This window comes from Pseudomonas sp. FG86 (genome assembly GCF_057808775.1).
Map to the genome: position 1 here is coordinate 44,061 of NZ_JBMDIS010000042.1, position 17,026 is coordinate 61,086.

Below are 17,026 nucleotides of genomic sequence, written 5' to 3' on the forward strand. Positions count from 1 at the left end.
TCAGCCAGCGGCGGAGCGTTGCTGGCCGAGCGGAAAGCGATGGGGGGCCTGGATGCGGGCTTGCAGGGTGTCGGCAAAGGCGCGGGCCTCGGCTTCACTGCGGAAGGTGATAGCGTCGCCGTCGAGACGAACCTGCCATTTATTGCCCGGGGATTTTGCTAACGCTTTTATCAGGATCTTCATTGCTGACTTCCTCACGTAAAAGAATCGTGGCAAAGGCGGCCAATATAAACCCGAACACGTTCACAAATATGACAAAAGTCAACTCTCTGACTAGCGGTGTCGTCCGTTCCTCGCAGGAAGAACGGGCGACACCGACAGACCGGTCTTAGAACCCTTCCAGCACGATCTTGCCCTTGGCCTTGCCGCTTTCCAGCAGCGCATGGGCGCGGCGCAGGTTCTCGGCGTTGATCACACCGAAGTGCTCGCCCACCGTGGTTTTCAGGGTGCCGTCATCGATCAGCGCGGCCACGCGGTTGAGCAGGTTGTGCTGCTCGATCATGTCCGGCGTCTCGAACATTGAGCGGGTGTACATGAATTCCCAGTGCAGCGACAGGCTCTTGCGCTTGAGCTTGCTCACGTCCAGCGCCTTGGGGTCGTCGATCAGTGCCAGCTTGCCCTGGGGCTGCAAGGCTTCCACCAGTTGATCCAGATGATGGTCGGTCTGGGTCAGGCTGGCGACGTGGGTGACTTGCGGGTGGCCGGCTGCTTTCAGCGCTTCGCTCAGGGGTTGGCTATGGTCGATCACCAGGTCGGCGCCGAGGGCCTTGGTCCACGCTTGGGTTTGCGGGCGTGACGCGGTGCCGATGACTTTCAATGCGGTGAGCTGGCTGGCCAACTGAGTCAGGATCGAACCTACGCCGCCGGCCGCGCCGACGATCAGCAGGCTCTGGCCTTCGTCTTCTTTACCTTCACGCACTTGCAGGCGTTCGAACAACAGTTCCCAGGCGGTGATGGCGGTCAGCGGCAGCGCAGCGGCCTCGGCATAACCCAGGCTCTTGGGCATATGGCCGACGATGCGCTCGTCCACGGTGTGCAGCTCGCTGTTGCCGCCCGGGCGAACCAGGGAGCCGGCGTAGAACACCTTGTCGCCGGCCTTGAACAGCGTCACGTCGCTGCCGACCGCCTTGACCACGCCGGCCACGTCCCAACCGAGCACTTTGGCGGCGCCGTTTTCCGGGGCGACGTTCTGGCGCACCTTGGTGTCCACCGGGTTGACCGAGATGGCTTTGACCTCCACCAGCAGCTCGCGCGGGCCGGCGATGGGCGCCGGCAGCTCGATGTCTTGCAGGGACTTGGGGTCGTTGATTGGCAGTGAGGCGTAGTAGGCAATGGCTTTCATGGGGGCTCCAGAAGTTGGGGATTGACTGTAGGAGTGAGCCTGCTCGCGGAAAACGCATAGGCGCCGTGCTGAACCAGAAGCGCTGCGTCATCGTTTACGATTTTCGCGAGCACGCTCGCTCCTACAAAAAAAGCAGAGTGATCAGGCGAGAAATTTCAGGCGCTTGAGTTCGAAGTGCTCGAGCACATCAGCGGCCTTGGCGCGGAAGCTCTGGATATGGGCGCTTTGGTCGTGGGCGGCGAGCGCTGCATCGTTGCTCCAGCGTTCGAGCATGTAGAAGGTCTCGGGGTGTTGCAGGTCCTGATGCAGGTCGTACTGCTCGCACCCGGCTTCCAGGCGGGTCGGTGCCAACAGGCCACGCAGCAGGGGTTCCAGGGTGTCTTGTTGGCCGGGTTTGGCGATCAGCGTGGCGATGACGTTAAAGGCAGCGGACATATTCGACTCCTGACACGGGATGAATGAGATGCACCGATCATTGGCTATTTCAGGCGAAGATAAAAGCGGCTAAAACAGCAGTCTGTTTCAATAATATTTTGATAATGGATGGGTTGAATGCTGCGTTTCGATGATTTGCAGTTGTTTGTTCGGGCGGCGGACTTGGGCAGTTTGTCGGCGGCGGCGCGGGTCATGGACCTGTCGCCCGCGGTGGCCAGTGCCGCCTTGAAGCGAATTGAACAACAACTGGGCGCGCGGTTGCTGGCGCGCTCCACCCGCAGCCTGCGCCTGACCGCCGAAGGGGAAGGCTTCCTGGAATATGCACGTGCGGCGCTGGGGTCGTTGGATGAAGGGCGCCGCTTGCTCGCCAGCGGCCAGGACCATGTCAGCGGAGTATTGCAGCTGTCAGCCCCGTCGGATTTTGGTCGCAACCAGCTGTTGCCGTGGCTCGATGAGTTCCAGCGTGAGTACCCGCAGTTGACGGTGCGCCTGTTGCTGGGCGATCGGATCGCCGACCTGTTCCGTCAACCGGTGGACATCGCCCTACGCTACGGCGAGCCGGAGGACTCCAGCCTGATCGCGTTGCCTGTCGCACCGGACAATCTGCGTGTGCTGTGTGCGGCGCCCAGCTACCTCGCGCGGATGGGGGCGCCGCGTCACCTGGAGCAACTGGCCCAGCACAATTGCCTGTTGTACATGCTCGGCAGTCGCGTCCATGACCATTGGAGTTTCCACGACGGCAAACGCGAGGTCAGCCTGACGGTCAGCGGTGACCGCTTCAGTGATGACGCTGATGTGGTGCGACGTTGGGCGGTGGCGGGTGTAGGCATTGCCTACAAGTCCTGGCTGGATGTGAGCACCGATGTACTGGCTGGGCGCTTGCGCGTGATCCTGCCGGAGCTGCGCGGCGAACGTACGCCGCTCAATCTGCTGTGCGCGCACCGCGCGCAGTTGAGCAAGCCCATCAACCTGCTGCGGGAAATGCTCGTGTCCCGCTGTGCGAAATTGACAGCACAAAGGTTGGAGCTATTGACCTCTGGGTAATTGCCTCCAGCAAAGCAGGAAACTTCACTCAGGTCCTGTCCTGTTCTGAGCTGCCGGACGCCGCGGAACCGGCTGTTTGCGCACCTATACTTTGGCGCCAACCGCAGCAGACATATGATTTAACAGGGAGTGAAACGATGGAACAGGCACCTTGCATCAGTCAGATCGCCAGCTTGCTCGCCGAGCCCAAACGCACCGCAATGCTCTGGGCGTTGATGGACGGATCGACCAAGTCTGCGGATGAGTTGGCGACACTCGCCGGGCTGTCACCGGCGTCGGCCAATGCGCACCTGGCGCGCCTGGCCGGCAGCGGCTTGCTGCGGGTCGAGGCGCGTCGTGGCAAGCGGCTGTTTCGCGTGGCCGCCGCCGATGTCACCACCGCCATTGATGCCTTGGCCAGTACCACCATGGCCAGTGCGGTGCGTACTACGCCGAACGCATTACCGGTGGCACTGGTGGCGCCACCGCTGTTGCGCCGCGCACGGTTGTGCCATGGCCACCTGGGCGGTGAACTGGCGGCGGCGTTGTATCAACGGATGCTGGCGGCAGGGTGGATCGAGCGTCACGAGCAGCGTATCGAGGTGACCGTTAAAGGCGCGCAGCACCTGGCGGGTCTGGGCATTTTCACCCAGGCCCTGGCGTCTCCGCTGGTCTGCGACTGTTTCGACTGGAGCCAGCAGCAACCCCACCTTGGGGGCGCGTTGGGGGCGGGGCTGTTGCAACTGTTCATGCAGTCGAACTGGATCAACGCGCTCAATGATTCCCTGACGTTGCTGGTGAGCGATACCGGCTTGGTGGAAATCACCCGTTTGGCTGCCTCCCACCGGCACTAGTTTCGGTTTGCGCGGTAGCAGGGTCGTTCAGAGTTTCGGTCAGGTCGCATCCAGCAATAATCGGGAAAAACGATGCCGCACACTCGCTGAGGGGATTTCCACACAGGGGGTGCGGCATGGGTAAGCAAGGCTATAGCGCGGCAGAGCGATTGGAACGGTTGCCCATCAGTGGCTACCACCGAGTCATCTTTATCATCATCGCCCTGGCGTTTTTCTTCGACTCCATGGACCTGGCGATGATGACTTTCCTTCTAGGCTCGATCAAAGCCGAGTTCGGCCTGAGCACGGCACAGGCCGGCTTGCTCGCCAGTTCGAGTTTCTTCGGCATGGTGGTGGGCGCTTCGTTGTCCGGGATGCTTGCGGATCGTTTCGGGCGCAAGCCGGTATTCCAGTGGAGCATCGTGTTGTGGGGCATTGCCAGCTACCTGTGTTCCACCGCGCAGACGGTGGAGACGCTGACGTTGTTTCGCATCCTGCTGGGCATAGGCATGGGCATGGAGTTTCCCATCGCGCAGTCGATGCTCTCGGAGCTGATTCCGGCCAAACGGCGCGGGCGCTATATCGCCTTGATGGATGGGTTCTGGCCGTTGGGCTTTGTGGCGGCGGGCGTGCTGAGTTATTTCTTGTTGCCGGTGATTGGCTGGCGCGACATCTTCCTGGTGCTGGCCGTGCCAGCGGTCTTCGTGTTGGCGATCCGGTTTTTTATCCCGGAGTCACCGCGCTGGCTGGAGCAGGCCGGGCGAACTGAGGCGGCAGACAAGGTGCTGTTGGGCATCGAGCAAAAGGTGCGTGACTCCCTGGGCCGTGCTGACTTGCCGCAGCCCATCCGCCTGCCACGGGTGGAGAGCGCGCCGGGGAATTTTTTCTCGGCGTTTCAGCAATTGTGGTCGGCGCAGTACCGCCAGCGCACGATGATGATCTGGAGCGTGTGGTTCTTTGCCTTGCTCGGCTTCTACGGGTTGACCTCGTGGTTGAGTGCGCTGTTGCAGCAGTCGGGTTTTGCCGTGACCCAGTCGGTGTACTACACCGTGATCATTTCCCTGGGCGGGATCCCCGGCTTCTTGATGGCGGCTTGGCTAGTGGAGCGTTGGGGGCGCAAGCCGGTGTGCGTCGTGACATTGCTGGGTGGCGGGGTGATGGCGTTCCTGTATGGGCAGAGCGCGGTGTTTGGCGGCAACGTTGGCCTGCTGATTACGTCAGGACTGTTGATGCAGTTCTTCCTGTTTGGCATGTGGGCGGTGTTGTACACCTACACGCCGGAACTGTATCCCACCTCGGCGCGCGCGACGGGCTCCGGGTTTGCATCGGCAATTGGCCGGGTCGGGTCGTTGCTGGGGCCGTTGGTGACGGGGTTGGTATTCCCGATCACCGGCCAGGGCGGGGTGTTTGCCTTGGGGGCGCTGTGTTTTGCGGTGGCCGCGCTGGTGGTATGGGTGTTCGGGATGGAAACGAAGGGCAAGACGCTTGAGGAACTCGCCGAAATCTAAAGCGCAACACGCAACCACTGTGGGAGGAGCGGTGCCCCTCCCACATCCAGCCTGCATTCATCCAGTGAGTGCGGGTTACGGTTTGACCAGTCGCGCATCCAGGCTGTTTTGTGCCAGGCGTTTGGCCTGGTCCTGGGTCATGCCCAGGGCGGTGTACAGCGCGTGGAAGTTCTCGGTGACATAGCCGCCGAAGTACGCCGGGTCGTCCGAGTTCACCGTCACCTTCACGCCACGTTCGAGCATCTCGAGGATGTTGTGCTGGGCCATGTCGTCGAACACGCAGAGCTTGGTGTTGGACAGCGGGCATACGGTCAGCGGGATCTGCTCGTCGATGATGCGCTGCATCAGGCGTTCGTCTTCGATGGCGCGCACGCCATGGTCGATGCGCTGGATTTTCAGCAAGTCGATGGCTTCCCAGATGTACTCCGGCGGGCCTTCTTCGCCGGCGTGGGCTACCGTGAGGAAGCCTTCGTGGCGAGCGCGGTCGAACACGCGCTGGAACTTGCTCGGTGGGTGGCCCATTTCCGAACTGTCCAGGCCGACGGCCACGAACGCATCGCGGAACGGCAGGGCCTGGTCGAGGGTTTTCTCGGCTTCGGCTTCGCTCAAGTGGCGCAGGAAGCTGAGGATCAAACCACTGGTGATGCCCAATTGTTGCTCGCCATCTTTAAGCGCGGCGGCGATGCCGTTGAGCACCACTTCGAACGGCACACCACGGTCGGTGTGGGTCTGCGGGTCGAAGAAAGGTTCGGTGTGAATCACGTTCTGCGCCTTGCAACGCAGCAGGTAGGCCCAGGTCAGGTCGTAGAAATCCTGGGACGTGCGCAACACGTCGGCGCCCTTGTAATACAGGTCGAGAAACTCTTGCAGGTTGTTGAAGGCATAGGCCTTGCGCAGGGTTTCGACGTCGTTCCATGGCAGCGCAATCTTGTTGCGCTCGGCCAGGGCGAACAGCAACTCCGGCTCCAGCGAGCCTTCCAGGTGCAGGTGCAATTCAGCCTTGGGCAGGGCGTTGAGCCAATCGTACATTTCTAAAATCTCATCAGGTGCAATGGCGGCATTCTACAGGCCATGGCTGAAATAATCGGCAAAACCTGACCAGCAGGAGAGTATTGGTTTGATTCACGCAAGGGCGACGTGAACTAAGGTGTAACGAAACGTTAGCGGCTTGGCGCAGTCTGTACCCCATCAATGACTGATCTGCCGCACTAAAAGGCCCGGAATGCTCACATCCCTCAAGCAAGAAAAATTCATGCTGCTGGCGCTGATTGCCGCCATCGCCGCCTATCCGCTGGAGCACTGGATGCTCCACAGCGGGCAAATGGTAGCGCTGCTGGCCGGCCTGGTGCTGATCGGCTTTATCGTGGTCGCCTCCATGCGCGTTGCCCACCATGCCGAGCAACTGGCGGAAAAGGTGGGCGACCCCTACGGCACCATGATCCTGACCCTGGCCGCCGTGCTGGTGGAAGTGGTGATCCTGGCGATCATGATGAGTAACGAACCGTCCCCCACGCTGGTGCGCGACACCATCTATTCGGCGGTGATGCTCGACATCAACGGCATCCTCGGCCTGGCCGCGCTGATGGGCGGGATCAAGCACGGCGAACAGTCCTACAACGATGATTCGGCGCGGACCTACAGCGTGATGATCCTCACTGCCATGGGCGTGTCGATGGTGGTGCCGGAGTTTATCCCTGAGGCGGACTGGAAAATTTACTCTGCATTCACCATCGGCGCGATGGTGGTGCTGTACACCTTGTTCCTGCGCATGCAGGTGGGCCCGCACAGTTACTTCTTCAGCTACAGCTACCCGGAAAAGCGTCGCAAGCAATTGCCGGAGGAAGAGGCGCCGCCGGTGAACCTGGCGTTCTCCATCGGCACCCTGGTGTTTGGCGTGATTGTGATCGGTGCGCTGGCCGAGGTGATGTCCAAGACGCTCGACCTCGGCCTGGAAGGCACGGGCGCTCCGCCGGTGGTCACGGCGATCGTGGTCGCCGCTATCTCGGCGGCACCGGAAATTCTGACGGCGTTGCGGGCCGCGTTGGCCAACCGCATGCAGTCGGTGGTGAATATTGCGCTGGGGGCATCGTTGTCGACGGTGATCCTGACGGTGCCCGTGATGGAGGCCATGGCGCTCTACACCGGGCAGCCGTTCCAGATGGCGATGACGCCGGTGCAAACGGTGATGGTGCTGATCACGCTGATCGTCAGCGCGATCAACCTCAACGATGGCGAAACCAACGCCATCGAAGGGATGACCCATTTTGTGTTGTTTGCGACGTTTATCATGTTGTCGATGTTGGGCTTGTAAGCACCGCGCAATCCAATGTGGGAGGGAGCAAGCTCCCTCCCACATTCTGACCCGTGTTTGACTTAGGTTCCGGCGATTAGCCGCCGCGCCGCCTGGCTGTGATCGGCGATCAAGCCTTTCAGGTCCAGGCCTTCGACCTGTCCGTCGATCACCCGCCATTTGCCGGCGATCATTACCCGGTCCGCGCGGTCGGCGCCGCACAACAGCAGCGCTGAAATCGGATCGTGGCTGCCGGAGAAGCGCAGCTCATCCAGTTTGAACAGCGCGAGGTCGGCCTGTTTGCCCACGGCCAATTCACCGATGTCCGTACGGCCCAGCAGGTGTGCCGACCCTTTTGTCGCCCAGCCCAGCACGCCCTCGGGTGTGATTTTTTGCGCGCCGTATCGCAGGCGCTGGATGTACAGCGCCTGGCGAGTTTCGAGGATCATGTTCGAGGCATCGTTGGAGGCCGAGCCGTCCACGCCCAGGCCGATGGGCACGCCGGCCGCGAGCAGGTCGAGGGTCGGGCAAATACCGGAAGCCAGGCGCATGTTCGAACTTGGGCAGTGGCAGACCCCGGTGCCGGCGGCACCCAGGCGCGCGATTTCGTCCGGGTTGAAATGAATGCCATGTGCCAGCCACGTGCGCGGCCCGAGCCAGCCGACGCTGTCGAGGTAATCCACGGTGCGCAGGCCGAAGCGCTGCAGGCAGAAATCTTCCTCGTCGAGGGTTTCCGCCAGGTGAGTGTGCAGGCGTACATCGAGGCTCTCGGCCAGTTCGGCGCTGGCGCGCATGATTTCCGGGGTGACGGAAAACGGTGAGCAGGGCGCGAGGGCGATCTGGATCTGCGCGCCCTCGCCGCGTTCGTGGTACTGGCGGATCAGGCGTTGGCTGTCGTCCAGGATGACAGAGCCTTCTTGCACCGTCTGTTGCGGCGGCAGGCCACCGTCGGCTTCGCCCAGGCTCATGGAACCGCGGGTGAGCATGGCGCGCATACCCAGTTCGCGCACCGTTTCGACTTGCACGTCGATGGCATTTTCCAGGCCGTCGGGGAACAGGTAGTGGTGGTCAGCCGCCGTGGTGCAGCCTGAAAGCAGTAACTCCGCCAGCGCAACTTTGGACGCGAGGGCGAGCTTTTCCGGGGTCAGTCGCGCCCATACCGGATACAAGGTCTTCAGCCATGGAAACAGCGGCTGGTTGACCACCGGCGCCCAGGCACGGGTCAGGGTTTGATAGAAGTGATGATGGGTGTTGATCAACCCTGGAAGAACCACATGCTCGCGGGCATCGAATACTTGTGCACAGGGCTGCGCAGGTGCTTGCCCTATGCCCAGCACTTCGGTGATCACACCGTCTTGCAGCACCAGGCCGCCACGGGCATCGAGGCCATTGGCAGTGAAAATCGCGCGGGGGTTTTTTAACCAGGTACGGGTCGCAGGCATTGGCCGGCTCCTCTGAATGATGGGTTCAGGTTTGCCAGCTCAGTGTTGCCCTGTCTGCTGATCCAGGGTCGCCGGGGAGGGCGAGGTGGGTAGATTACGTGTAGTTCTGGATCTGGTCTAGCTGTAGGAAAGCGCGGCTTTCGAGTTCATCGCGAGCCAGCGCGCTCCCACCTTTGATCGCGGCTTACCAAGGAATGGTGTGGCCCCGGTAGTCCACAAAGTGATGGCCGCCTTTGCCGGTGTAGGCATTCACCTGATCGACCAGGCCACGTACGCTGGTGGCGACATCGATGTGCGCGTTTTCGCCGCCCATGTCGGTTTTTACCCAGCCTGGGTGCAGGGACAGCACGGTCAATTTTTGATCGCCGAGTTGGGTGATAAAGCTGTTGGTCATCGAGTTGAGTGCGGCCTTGCTGGCTTTGTACAACGCCAGGTCCGAACCATCGGGAATGGTGACGCTGCCCAGCACCGAACTCATGAAGGCCAGCACACCACTGTCCTTGCGGATCTGTCCGACAAAGCGCTGGGCCAGGTTGATCGGCGCCACGGCGTTAGTGAAAAACAGCTGGCCGACTTCCGCCAGGGTGGCGTGGCCGGGCTCCTGGTTGGCGGGGCCCTTGACGCCGGCGTTGACGAACAGCAGGTCGAAGGTGCGGTCCTTGAGGCGCTGGCTCAGGGCAATCACGGCTTGCTGGTCGTCCATGTCGAGTTTCTCGATCTGAACCGGGCCAACGGCTTTCAGTGCATCGGCCTTGTTCGGGTCACGCACGGTGGCGGTCACGTTCCAACCGTCCTGGAGCAGTTGCTGGACCAGGCCAAGACCCAGCCCGCGAGAGGCGCCGATGATCAGTGCGGTTTTTGGCGTAGACATGAAGAGCTTCCTTTTCAGACGCGATTCAGGGAATTCAGCGCACCACCTTACCGCAGGCGTCGAAAAAAAGGAGCGGGCCTTGCTGATCAAAAAACGTACAGTTTGCGCCGAGCATTGCACGGCGTGCGACCTGTGTACTCTTGCACGGGTTATCCACAGCTTGCTCCACAGTTATTGTGCGCAAGCCACGGCTGTGGATATAAGCGCTGCGCTCCTTTGTTCTAAAGGCCATAAGCAGCCTAACTGACTGTTTTGGAGTGAGATTGGCTTGGGGACCGGCTAGCTTGAACAAAAACTGATCAATGCCCGCAAACCCTTGTGACAGAGGGGTTACAGACGAATGTGCTCAGCTTATCCACAGGCAGGTGCACAGTAGATGTGGGCAGTTTCAGCGTTGCAGCAGGATGCGCCCACGGCTTAAGTCGGCGAGCTGGATTTGCAGGGTCTCGATCTGCAGTTCGCCCAGGGCCAGTTGCAATTCCACGCCATTGGCGGTGAAGGTTTCCTCCACGACCAAGCCGCCGAGTTCGGCGACGCGCAGCTTGACCAGGTTCAGTTCGGAGAATCCGCAGGCGCAACTGAGCGGTACCCGGCTGATCAATTCAATACGTTCGGCCGTTTGCAGGCATTTATTCGCGCCGCCGCCGTAGGCACGGGCCAATCCACCAGTGCCCAACTGGATGCCGCCATACCAACGAATCACCAGCACCACGACCTGATCAAAACCTTGGGCTTCAATCGCCGCCAGGATCGGCCGGCCCGCCGTACCGCCGGGTTCGCCGTCGTCGTTGCTGCGGTACTGATCGGCCAGCTTCCAGGCCCAGCAGTTGTGTGTGGCGTTCAGGTCGCTGTGCTGCTCGATAAACCCTTGGGCTTCTTGTGGGCTGGTGATCGGTGCTGCGAGTGTGATGAAGCGGCTTTTGCGTATTTCTTCACGAAATTCGCAAAGGCCGGTAAGCGTGAAAGGCATAAGTTTCGTCGTCTAGAAGGCAGGCTTGATGCCACAGCCTTTGAGAATGATGTGGATCAGGTTGGTGCCGGCGTCTTCCATATCCTGCTTGGTCAGTTTGGTGCGACCGGTGACGCGGCAGATCTGGGTGGCGAAGTCGGCGTAGTGCTGGGTGCTGCCCCACAGCAGGAAGATCAGGTGCACGGGGTCGATGGGGTCCATCTTGCCGGCGTCGATCCAGGCCTGGAATACCGCGGCCCGGCCGCTGAACCAGGCGCGGTAGTCCTGGCTGAAATATTCGGTCAGGCATTCGCCGCCGCTGATGATCTCCATGGCGAAGATGCGTGAGGCCTGCGGCTGGCGCCGCGAGAATTCCATCTTGGTGCGGATGTAGCGCGTGAGTGCCACCGCGGGGTCGTCCTCGGCGGTCAGCGCGTTGAAGGTGCTGTCCCACAGTTCGAGGATATTGCTGAGCACCGCGATATACAGGCCCAGCTTGTTGGTGAAGTAGTAGTGCAAGTTGGCTTTCGGCAACCCGGCACTGGCAGCAATGGTGTTCATGCTGGTGCCCTTGTAGCCATGGCGCGCGAATTCATCTTCAGCCGCTTGAAGAATCGCTTGTTCGTTCTTTTGCCGAATACGGCTGGCGGGCTTCCCGGCGGGGTTGCTGTGGGCAGGAACTTCGAGGCTCATGGAGGTTTCCGTGCTGATCGATAGAGACGACGTGTGCACAGATAACCCACCCTCAAGCCTCAGACAAGTCCTGATGCAATAAAAGCGTCAAAGCGGTTCCAGAGTGTCGCTTTCTGGCCCGTGGTTTGCGGCCGCGGTGCCGGCCTTGGCTTCCGGCAGCAGCAGGCACAACACGATGGCCGTCAGCCCGCCGCTGGTGATGGCCGAGTCGAACAGGTTTTGCACCAGGGTTGGCATCAAGTGCAGCAGGTTGGGTTGGGCGGCAATGCCCAGGCCCACGCCAAAGGAGGTGGCGATGATCAGCATACTGCGTCGGTCCAGCGGTGCCTGCGCGAGGATGCGCACGCCGGCTGCTGCCACGCTGCCGAACATCACCAGGGTTGCGCCGCCCAATACCGGCTTGGGGATCTGCTGCAGTACTGCGCCGATCAGTGGAAACAGGCCGAGGCAAAACAGCACGACACCGATGTATAAGCCAACGTAGCGGCTGGCGACGCCGGTGAGTTGGATCACGCCATTGTTCTGGGCAAAGGTCGTGTTGGGGAAGGCACTGAACGTCGCTGCGATCATGCAACTGACGCCGTCCCCCAGCACGCCACCTTTGAGCCGGCTTATATAGGAAGGCCCGCTGATGGGCTGGCGGGCGATCATGCAATTGGCAGTGAGGTCGCCCACGGTTTCGATGCTGCTGATCAGATAAATCAGCGCGATCGGCAGGAAGGCGCTCCAGTCGAAGTTGAAACCAAAACGGAACGGCATCGGCACGCTGATCAAGGGCAGGTCGGGCAGGGCTTGGGGCACCAGCTTGCCGCTGAACCAGGCGGCTATGCTGCCAAGGGCTAGGCCGATGATGATCGCCGAGAGGCGCACCCATGGGGTATTGGAGCGGTTGAGCAGGATAATGGTCAATACCACGAACAGGCCTAGCGCCAGGTTGGTGGGCGCGCCGAAATCGGGGGCGTTGAAGCCGCCGCCCAGGTCGGTGATCCCAACCTTGATCAGGCTGATGCCGATCAGGGTGATGACAATCCCGGTGACCAGCGGCGTGATCACTCGACGCAATTGACCGATAAATCGGCTCAGTACGATCTGGACGGCTGCGCCGAAAAAGCACACACCGAAGATCATCGCCATGATGTCTTCCGGGCTACCGCCGCGTTGCTTCACGAGGAACCCGGCCGACAACACCGCGCCCAGAAACGCAAAGCTGGTGCCTTGCAGGCAGATCATGCCGGCGCCGATGCCAAATGGCCTGCGTGCCTGGATGAATGTGCCGACACCGGACACCATCAGCGCCATGCTGATCAGGTAGGGCAGGTGGGCGGTGAGGCCCAGGGTGGAACCGATGATCAGCGGCGGGGTGATGATGCCGACGAAGGCCGCCAGTACATGTTGCAGGGCGGCCAATATCGCCGCTAAGGGTTTTGGGCGGTCATTGAGGCCGTAGATCAGGTCACTGGGGCTGGAAGATTCTGGTGGCATGGCGGGCAAACTCGAGGCGGACGGTTCTAGGTCCCAGTGCCCTTGCAAAAAGCTGTCCAGTTGCTCAGCTTTTTGTGTGGAGCCCGAATTACCGGGTTGCCGCCAGACTTTCCAGGAAGCTTTCCAGCACCAAATGGGGGCGACGGCCTTTGCGCGTGACCGAAGCCAGGCTCAAATCGTAAAAGCGTGTAGCCGATTTCAGCGCGCGCAGTCGGCCTTGTTGCACCCAGAGGCTGGCGTAGTGGTCGGGCAGGTAGCCGATATAGCGGCCGGTCAGGATCAGGAACGCCATGCCTTCGCGGTCCGAAGCGCTGGCAGTGCAATTGAGTGCCTGGTAGTGGGCCTGGATCTCGGCGGGCAGGCGAAAGGTGGGGGCGATGGCGTCCTGGGTGTTGATACGTTCGTCGTCCAGTTGCTTGTCGTCGGCATAAAACAGGGGATGGCCAACCGCGCAGTAGAGCAGCGAGCGTTCGCTGTACAGCGGTTGGTATTCCAGGCCGGACAATGCACTGGCCTGGGGCACCACACCGACATGCAGGCGCCCGTCGAGTACGCCTTGTTCCACTTCATTGGGCGCGATCATGCGGATCTGGATTTGCACGTCCGGGCCGCGCTCCTTCAACTGCGCCAGGGCGTGAGTGATGCGCATGTGGGGCAGGGTGACCAGGTTGTCGGTGAGGCCAATGATCAACTCGCCGCGCAAATGCTGGTGCAGGCCGTTGACCTCGGTGCGAAAGCTTTCCAGGGCACTTAACAGTTGCAGGGCCGATTGGTAGACCTCGCGGCCTTCTTCGGTCAGGGAGAAACCGGCGCGCCCGCGTTGGCACAGCCTTAACCCGAGGCGTTGCTCCAGGTCGCTCATTTGCTGGCTGATGGCCGAGCGCCCGATGCCCAGCACGGTTTCCGCCGCCGAGAAGCCACCGCATTCCACCACGCTGCGGAAGATACGCAGCAGGCGAATATCGAAGTCACTGACTTGAGCCAGGGGATCGGGTCGGCGACTGCTCATAGTTTAGTGAATCCCTGACTGAAGGTTAGAAGAGTTGAATTTCACCGACTTTATCCCCGTGGCAATTTAGCTGCAACAACGCTTTTTCAATCCCGACGCTGCCTGTTGCCCTGCGAGGTTTTGCTGATGAACATGCCCGAAAACGCCCCATCGTCCCTGGCCAGCCAACTGAAGTTGGACGCGCACTGGATGCCCTACACCGCCAACCGTAACTTCCAGCGCGACCCGCGCCTGATCGTGGCCGCCGAAGGCAGCTGGTTGACCGATGACAAGGGGCGCAAGGTTTACGATTCGTTGTCGGGGCTGTGGACCTGCGGCGCCGGGCATACGCGCAAGGAGATCCAGGAAGCCGTCGCCAAGCAACTGGGTACCCTGGATTACTCGCCGGGCTTTCAATACGGTCATCCGCTGTCCTTCCAATTGGCGGAAAAGATCACCGACCTGACCCCAGGCAACCTGAACCACGTGTTCTTCACTGACTCCGGCTCCGAGTGCGCCGACACGGCGGTGAAAATGGTGCGTGCCTATTGGCGCCTGAAAGGCCAGGCGACCAAGACCAAGATGATTGGGCGTGCCCGTGGTTATCACGGTGTGAACATCGCCGGTACCAGCCTGGGCGGCGTCAACGGCAACCGTAAGCTGTTTGGCCAGGCGATGATGGATGTCGACCATCTGCCTCACACCTTGCTGGCCAGCAATGCCTTTTCCCGCGGCATGCCGGAGCAGGGCGGTATCGCCTTGGCCGATGAGCTGCTCAAGCTGATCGAATTGCATGACGCGTCGAACATCGCGGCAGTGTTTGTCGAGCCGATGGCCGGTTCCGCTGGCGTGCTGGTGCCGCCACAGGGTTATCTCAAGCGCCTGCGTGAAATCTGCGACCAGCACAACATCCTGTTGGTATTCGATGAAGTGATCACCGGTTTTGGCCGTACCGGCTCGATGTTCGGTGCGGACAGCTTCGGCGTGACCCCGGACTTGATGTGCATCGCCAAGCAAGTCACCAACGGCGCGATCCCGATGGGCGCAGTGATTGCCAGCAGCGAGATCTACCAGACCTTCATGAACCAGGCGACGCCGGAGTACGCAGTGGAGTTCCCCCACGGCTACACCTATTCGGCGCACCCGGTGGCATGTGCCGCTGGCTTGGCGGCACTGGATCTGCTGCAGAAGGAAAACCTGGTGCAGAGCGTGGCCGAAGTCGCGCCACACTTTGAGAATGCGCTGCACGGCTTGAAGGGCAGCAAGAACGTAATCGACATTCGTAACTACGGCCTGGCCGGTGCGATCCAGATTGCCCCGCGTGATGGTGATGCGATCGTGCGTCCATTCGAGGCCGGCATGGCTTTGTGGAAAGCCGGCTTTTACGTGCGCTTTGGTGGGGACACCCTGCAGTTTGGGCCAACCTTCAACAGCAAGCCGCAGGACCTGGATCGTCTGTTTGATGCGGTCGGCGAAGTGCTGAACAAGATCGACTGATTTCTCCTTCTATATAGAACAACTTTTCAGGAGCCCTGCATGAGCCTTATCCAGCATTTGATCAATGGCCAGTTGGTCAGCGAGACCGGTCGCACTGCCGATGTGTACAACCCGTCCACTGGCCAGGTGATTCACCAGGTGCCGTTGGCCAGCCGCGAGACTATTCAGAGCGCAATCGATTCGGCCAAGGCAGCGTTTCCGGCCTGGAGGAATACGCCAGCGGCCAAGCGTGCCCAGGTGATGTTTCGTTTCAAGCAATTGCTGGAGCAGAACGAAGCACGTATCTCGCAGTTGATCAGCGAAGAGCATGGCAAGACGCTGGAAGACGCCGCCGGTGAGTTGAAGCGTGGGATCGAGAACGTGGAGTACGCGTGCTCGGCGCCGGAGATTCTCAAGGGCGAGTACAGCCGCAATGTCGGGCCGAACATTGATGCCTGGTCGGATTTCCAGCCGTTGGGCGTGGTGGCAGGCATTACACCGTTCAACTTCCCGGCGATGGTGCCACTGTGGATGTATCCGCTGGCGATCGTTTGCGGCAACTGCTTCATCCTCAAGCCGTCGGAGCGTGATCCAAGCTCGACGTTGCTGATCGCGCAACTATTGCAGGAGGCTGGCCTGCCTAAAGGTGTGCTGAGCGTGGTGCACGGTGACAAGGGCGCGGTGGATGCGTTGATCGAGGCGCCGGAAGTCAAGGCGCTGAGCTTCGTCGGCTCGACACCTATTGCCGAGTACATCTATGCCGAAGCGACCAAACGTGGCAAACGCGTGCAGGCACTGGGCGGGGCGAAGAACCATGCGGTGCTGATGCCGGATGCGGACCTGGATAATGCGGTCAGTGCCTTGATGGGGGCGGCCTATGGTTCGTGCGGTGAACGTTGCATGGCGATCTCGGTGGCCGTGTGCGTGGGTGACCAGGTGGCGGATGCATTGATCGCCAAGCTGGTGCCGCAGGTCAAGGCGCTGAAGATCGGTGCGGGCACCTCCTGCGGGCTGGATATGGGGCCGCTGGTGACAGGGCAGGCGCGGGATAAGGTCAGTGGCTATATAGAAGACGGTGTGGCTGCGGGCGCTGAACTGGTAGTTGATGGTCGTGGCTTGAGTGTTGCCGGGCATGAAGAAGGGTTCTTCCTGGGCGGCAGTTTGTTCGATCGCGTGACGCCCGAGATGCGTATCTATAAAGAAGAGATCTTCGGGCCGGTGCTGTGCGTGGTTCGGGTGAATAGCCTGGAAGCTGCGATGCAGCTGATTAACGATCATGAGTATGGCAACGGTACCTGCATCTTCACCCGTGATGGGGAGGCGGCGCGTCTGTTCTGTGACGAGATTGAAGTGGGGATGGTCGGCGTGAACGTGCCACTGCCGGTGCCGGTGGCGTATCACAGCTTTGGTGGTTGGAAGCGTTCGCTGTTCGGTGACTTGCATGCTTATGGTCCGGATGGGGTGCGTTTCTACACACGTCGCAAGGCGATTACCCAGCGTTGGCCGCAACGGGCCAGTCATGAAGCGTCGCAGTTTGCGTTTCCTAGCTTGTAATAAGCGTTGAAAGCCGGCCCCTTGGGGCCGGCTTTCGTGTATTTGAGGCTTTTTTGATCGATATGACAGAAATATGAAAATAGGTGTTGACGGCAGATTCTGGAAGTCTATAATTCGCCCCACTTCCGGCGCAGTCGAAA

16 protein-coding genes are annotated in these 17,026 nt (G+C 60.7%); 6 read left to right on the plus strand and 10 right to left on the minus strand.

Annotated features, from left to right (window positions below; all coding sequences use genetic code 11):
• The 3 genes from ACODSV_RS23105 to ACODSV_RS23115 form a co-directional block, all read right to left on the minus strand.
• A complete protein-coding gene (locus ACODSV_RS23105; protein WP_150055517.1) occupies positions 1-183 on the minus strand; it encodes a hypothetical protein in 183 nt (60 codons plus the stop codon).
• 145 nt (positions 184-328) lie between these two features.
• Complete coding sequence (locus tag ACODSV_RS23110) at positions 329-1,342, minus strand: zinc-binding alcohol dehydrogenase family protein (protein WP_069075179.1); 1,014 nt, start codon at positions 1,340-1,342, stop codon at positions 329-331.
• Between the two features lie 141 nt (positions 1,343-1,483).
• The gene (locus ACODSV_RS23115) at positions 1,484-1,777 is read right to left on the minus strand and encodes a putative quinol monooxygenase (RefSeq protein WP_024073197.1); all 294 of its coding nucleotides are present in this window, start codon (positions 1,775-1,777) and stop codon (positions 1,484-1,486) included.
• 117 nt (positions 1,778-1,894) lie between these two features.
• Here ACODSV_RS23115 and ACODSV_RS23120 point away from each other — a divergent pair, with 117 nt between their 5' ends.
• The 3 genes from ACODSV_RS23120 to ACODSV_RS23130 all read left to right on the plus strand — a co-directional run bounded on the left by ACODSV_RS23120 (position 1,895) and on the right by ACODSV_RS23130 (position 5,141).
• Positions 1,895-2,821: a LysR family transcriptional regulator gene (locus ACODSV_RS23120; RefSeq protein WP_024073198.1), complete on the plus strand. Its 927-nt coding sequence runs from the start codon at positions 1,895-1,897 to the stop codon at positions 2,819-2,821.
• Between the two features lie 137 nt (positions 2,822-2,958).
• Positions 2,959-3,654 carry an ArsR/SmtB family transcription factor gene (locus tag ACODSV_RS23125; protein ID WP_150056072.1) on the plus strand — a complete coding sequence of 232 codons (696 nt, stop codon included), beginning with the start codon at positions 2,959-2,961 and terminating at the stop codon, positions 3,652-3,654.
• 116 nt (positions 3,655-3,770) lie between these two features.
• Positions 3,771-5,141 carry an MFS transporter gene (locus ACODSV_RS23130; RefSeq protein ID WP_024073200.1) on the plus strand — a complete coding sequence of 457 codons (1,371 nt, stop codon included), beginning with the start codon at positions 3,771-3,773 and terminating at the stop codon, positions 5,139-5,141.
• Between the two features lie 75 nt (positions 5,142-5,216).
• Here the strand turns inward: ACODSV_RS23130 and ACODSV_RS23135 are convergent, their stop codons facing one another.
• On the minus strand, positions 5,217-6,170 hold the full coding sequence (locus tag ACODSV_RS23135) for an adenosine deaminase (RefSeq protein ID WP_150056073.1): 954 nt from the start codon (positions 6,168-6,170) through the stop codon (positions 5,217-5,219).
• Positions 6,171-6,363: 193 nt separating this feature from the next.
• Between ACODSV_RS23135 and ACODSV_RS23140 the strand changes: the two genes are divergently transcribed.
• The gene (locus ACODSV_RS23140) at positions 6,364-7,452 is read left to right on the plus strand and encodes a calcium:cation antiporter (RefSeq protein ID WP_024073202.1); all 1,089 of its coding nucleotides are present in this window, start codon (positions 6,364-6,366) and stop codon (positions 7,450-7,452) included.
• 62 nt (positions 7,453-7,514) lie between these two features.
• On the opposite strand, the gene ACODSV_RS23145 is transcribed toward ACODSV_RS23140, so the two are convergent.
• From ACODSV_RS23145 to ACODSV_RS23170, 6 genes are all read right to left on the minus strand, one after another.
• Positions 7,515-8,873, minus strand: a complete 1,359-nt coding sequence (locus ACODSV_RS23145; protein ID WP_150054562.1) for an 8-oxoguanine deaminase — start codon at positions 8,871-8,873, stop codon at positions 7,515-7,517.
• Between the two features lie 184 nt (positions 8,874-9,057).
• Positions 9,058-9,744: an SDR family oxidoreductase gene (locus ACODSV_RS23150; protein ID WP_150054563.1), complete on the minus strand. Its 687-nt coding sequence runs from the start codon at positions 9,742-9,744 to the stop codon at positions 9,058-9,060.
• Positions 9,745-10,132: 388 nt separating this feature from the next.
• Positions 10,133-10,714 carry an IMPACT family protein gene (locus tag ACODSV_RS23155; RefSeq protein WP_024073205.1) on the minus strand — a complete coding sequence of 194 codons (582 nt, stop codon included), beginning with the start codon at positions 10,712-10,714 and terminating at the stop codon, positions 10,133-10,135.
• A gap of 12 nt (positions 10,715-10,726) precedes the next feature.
• Positions 10,727-11,386 (minus strand): TetR/AcrR family transcriptional regulator, encoded by a 660-nt coding sequence (locus ACODSV_RS23160; RefSeq protein ID WP_024073206.1) that lies wholly within the window; start codon positions 11,384-11,386, stop codon positions 10,727-10,729.
• A gap of 87 nt (positions 11,387-11,473) precedes the next feature.
• A complete protein-coding gene (locus tag ACODSV_RS23165; RefSeq protein WP_150054564.1) occupies positions 11,474-12,868 on the minus strand; it encodes a uracil-xanthine permease family protein in 1,395 nt (464 codons plus the stop codon).
• An 88-nt stretch (positions 12,869-12,956) separates the two neighbouring features.
• Positions 12,957-13,877, minus strand: coding sequence for a LysR family transcriptional regulator (locus tag ACODSV_RS23170; protein ID WP_024073208.1), 921 nt, complete (start codon positions 13,875-13,877; stop codon positions 12,957-12,959).
• Between the two features lie 126 nt (positions 13,878-14,003).
• On the opposite strand from ACODSV_RS23170, the gene aptA reads away from it, so the two are divergent.
• Both aptA and ACODSV_RS23180 read left to right on the plus strand, forming a co-directional pair.
• The gene (aptA, locus tag ACODSV_RS23175; protein WP_003188272.1) at positions 14,004-15,353 is read left to right on the plus strand and encodes an omega-aminotransferase AptA; all 1,350 of its coding nucleotides are present in this window, start codon (positions 14,004-14,006) and stop codon (positions 15,351-15,353) included.
• A gap of 39 nt (positions 15,354-15,392) precedes the next feature.
• Positions 15,393-16,886, plus strand: coding sequence for a CoA-acylating methylmalonate-semialdehyde dehydrogenase (locus ACODSV_RS23180; protein WP_069075173.1), 1,494 nt, complete (start codon positions 15,393-15,395; stop codon positions 16,884-16,886).
• Positions 16,887-17,026 lie beyond the last annotated feature (140 nt).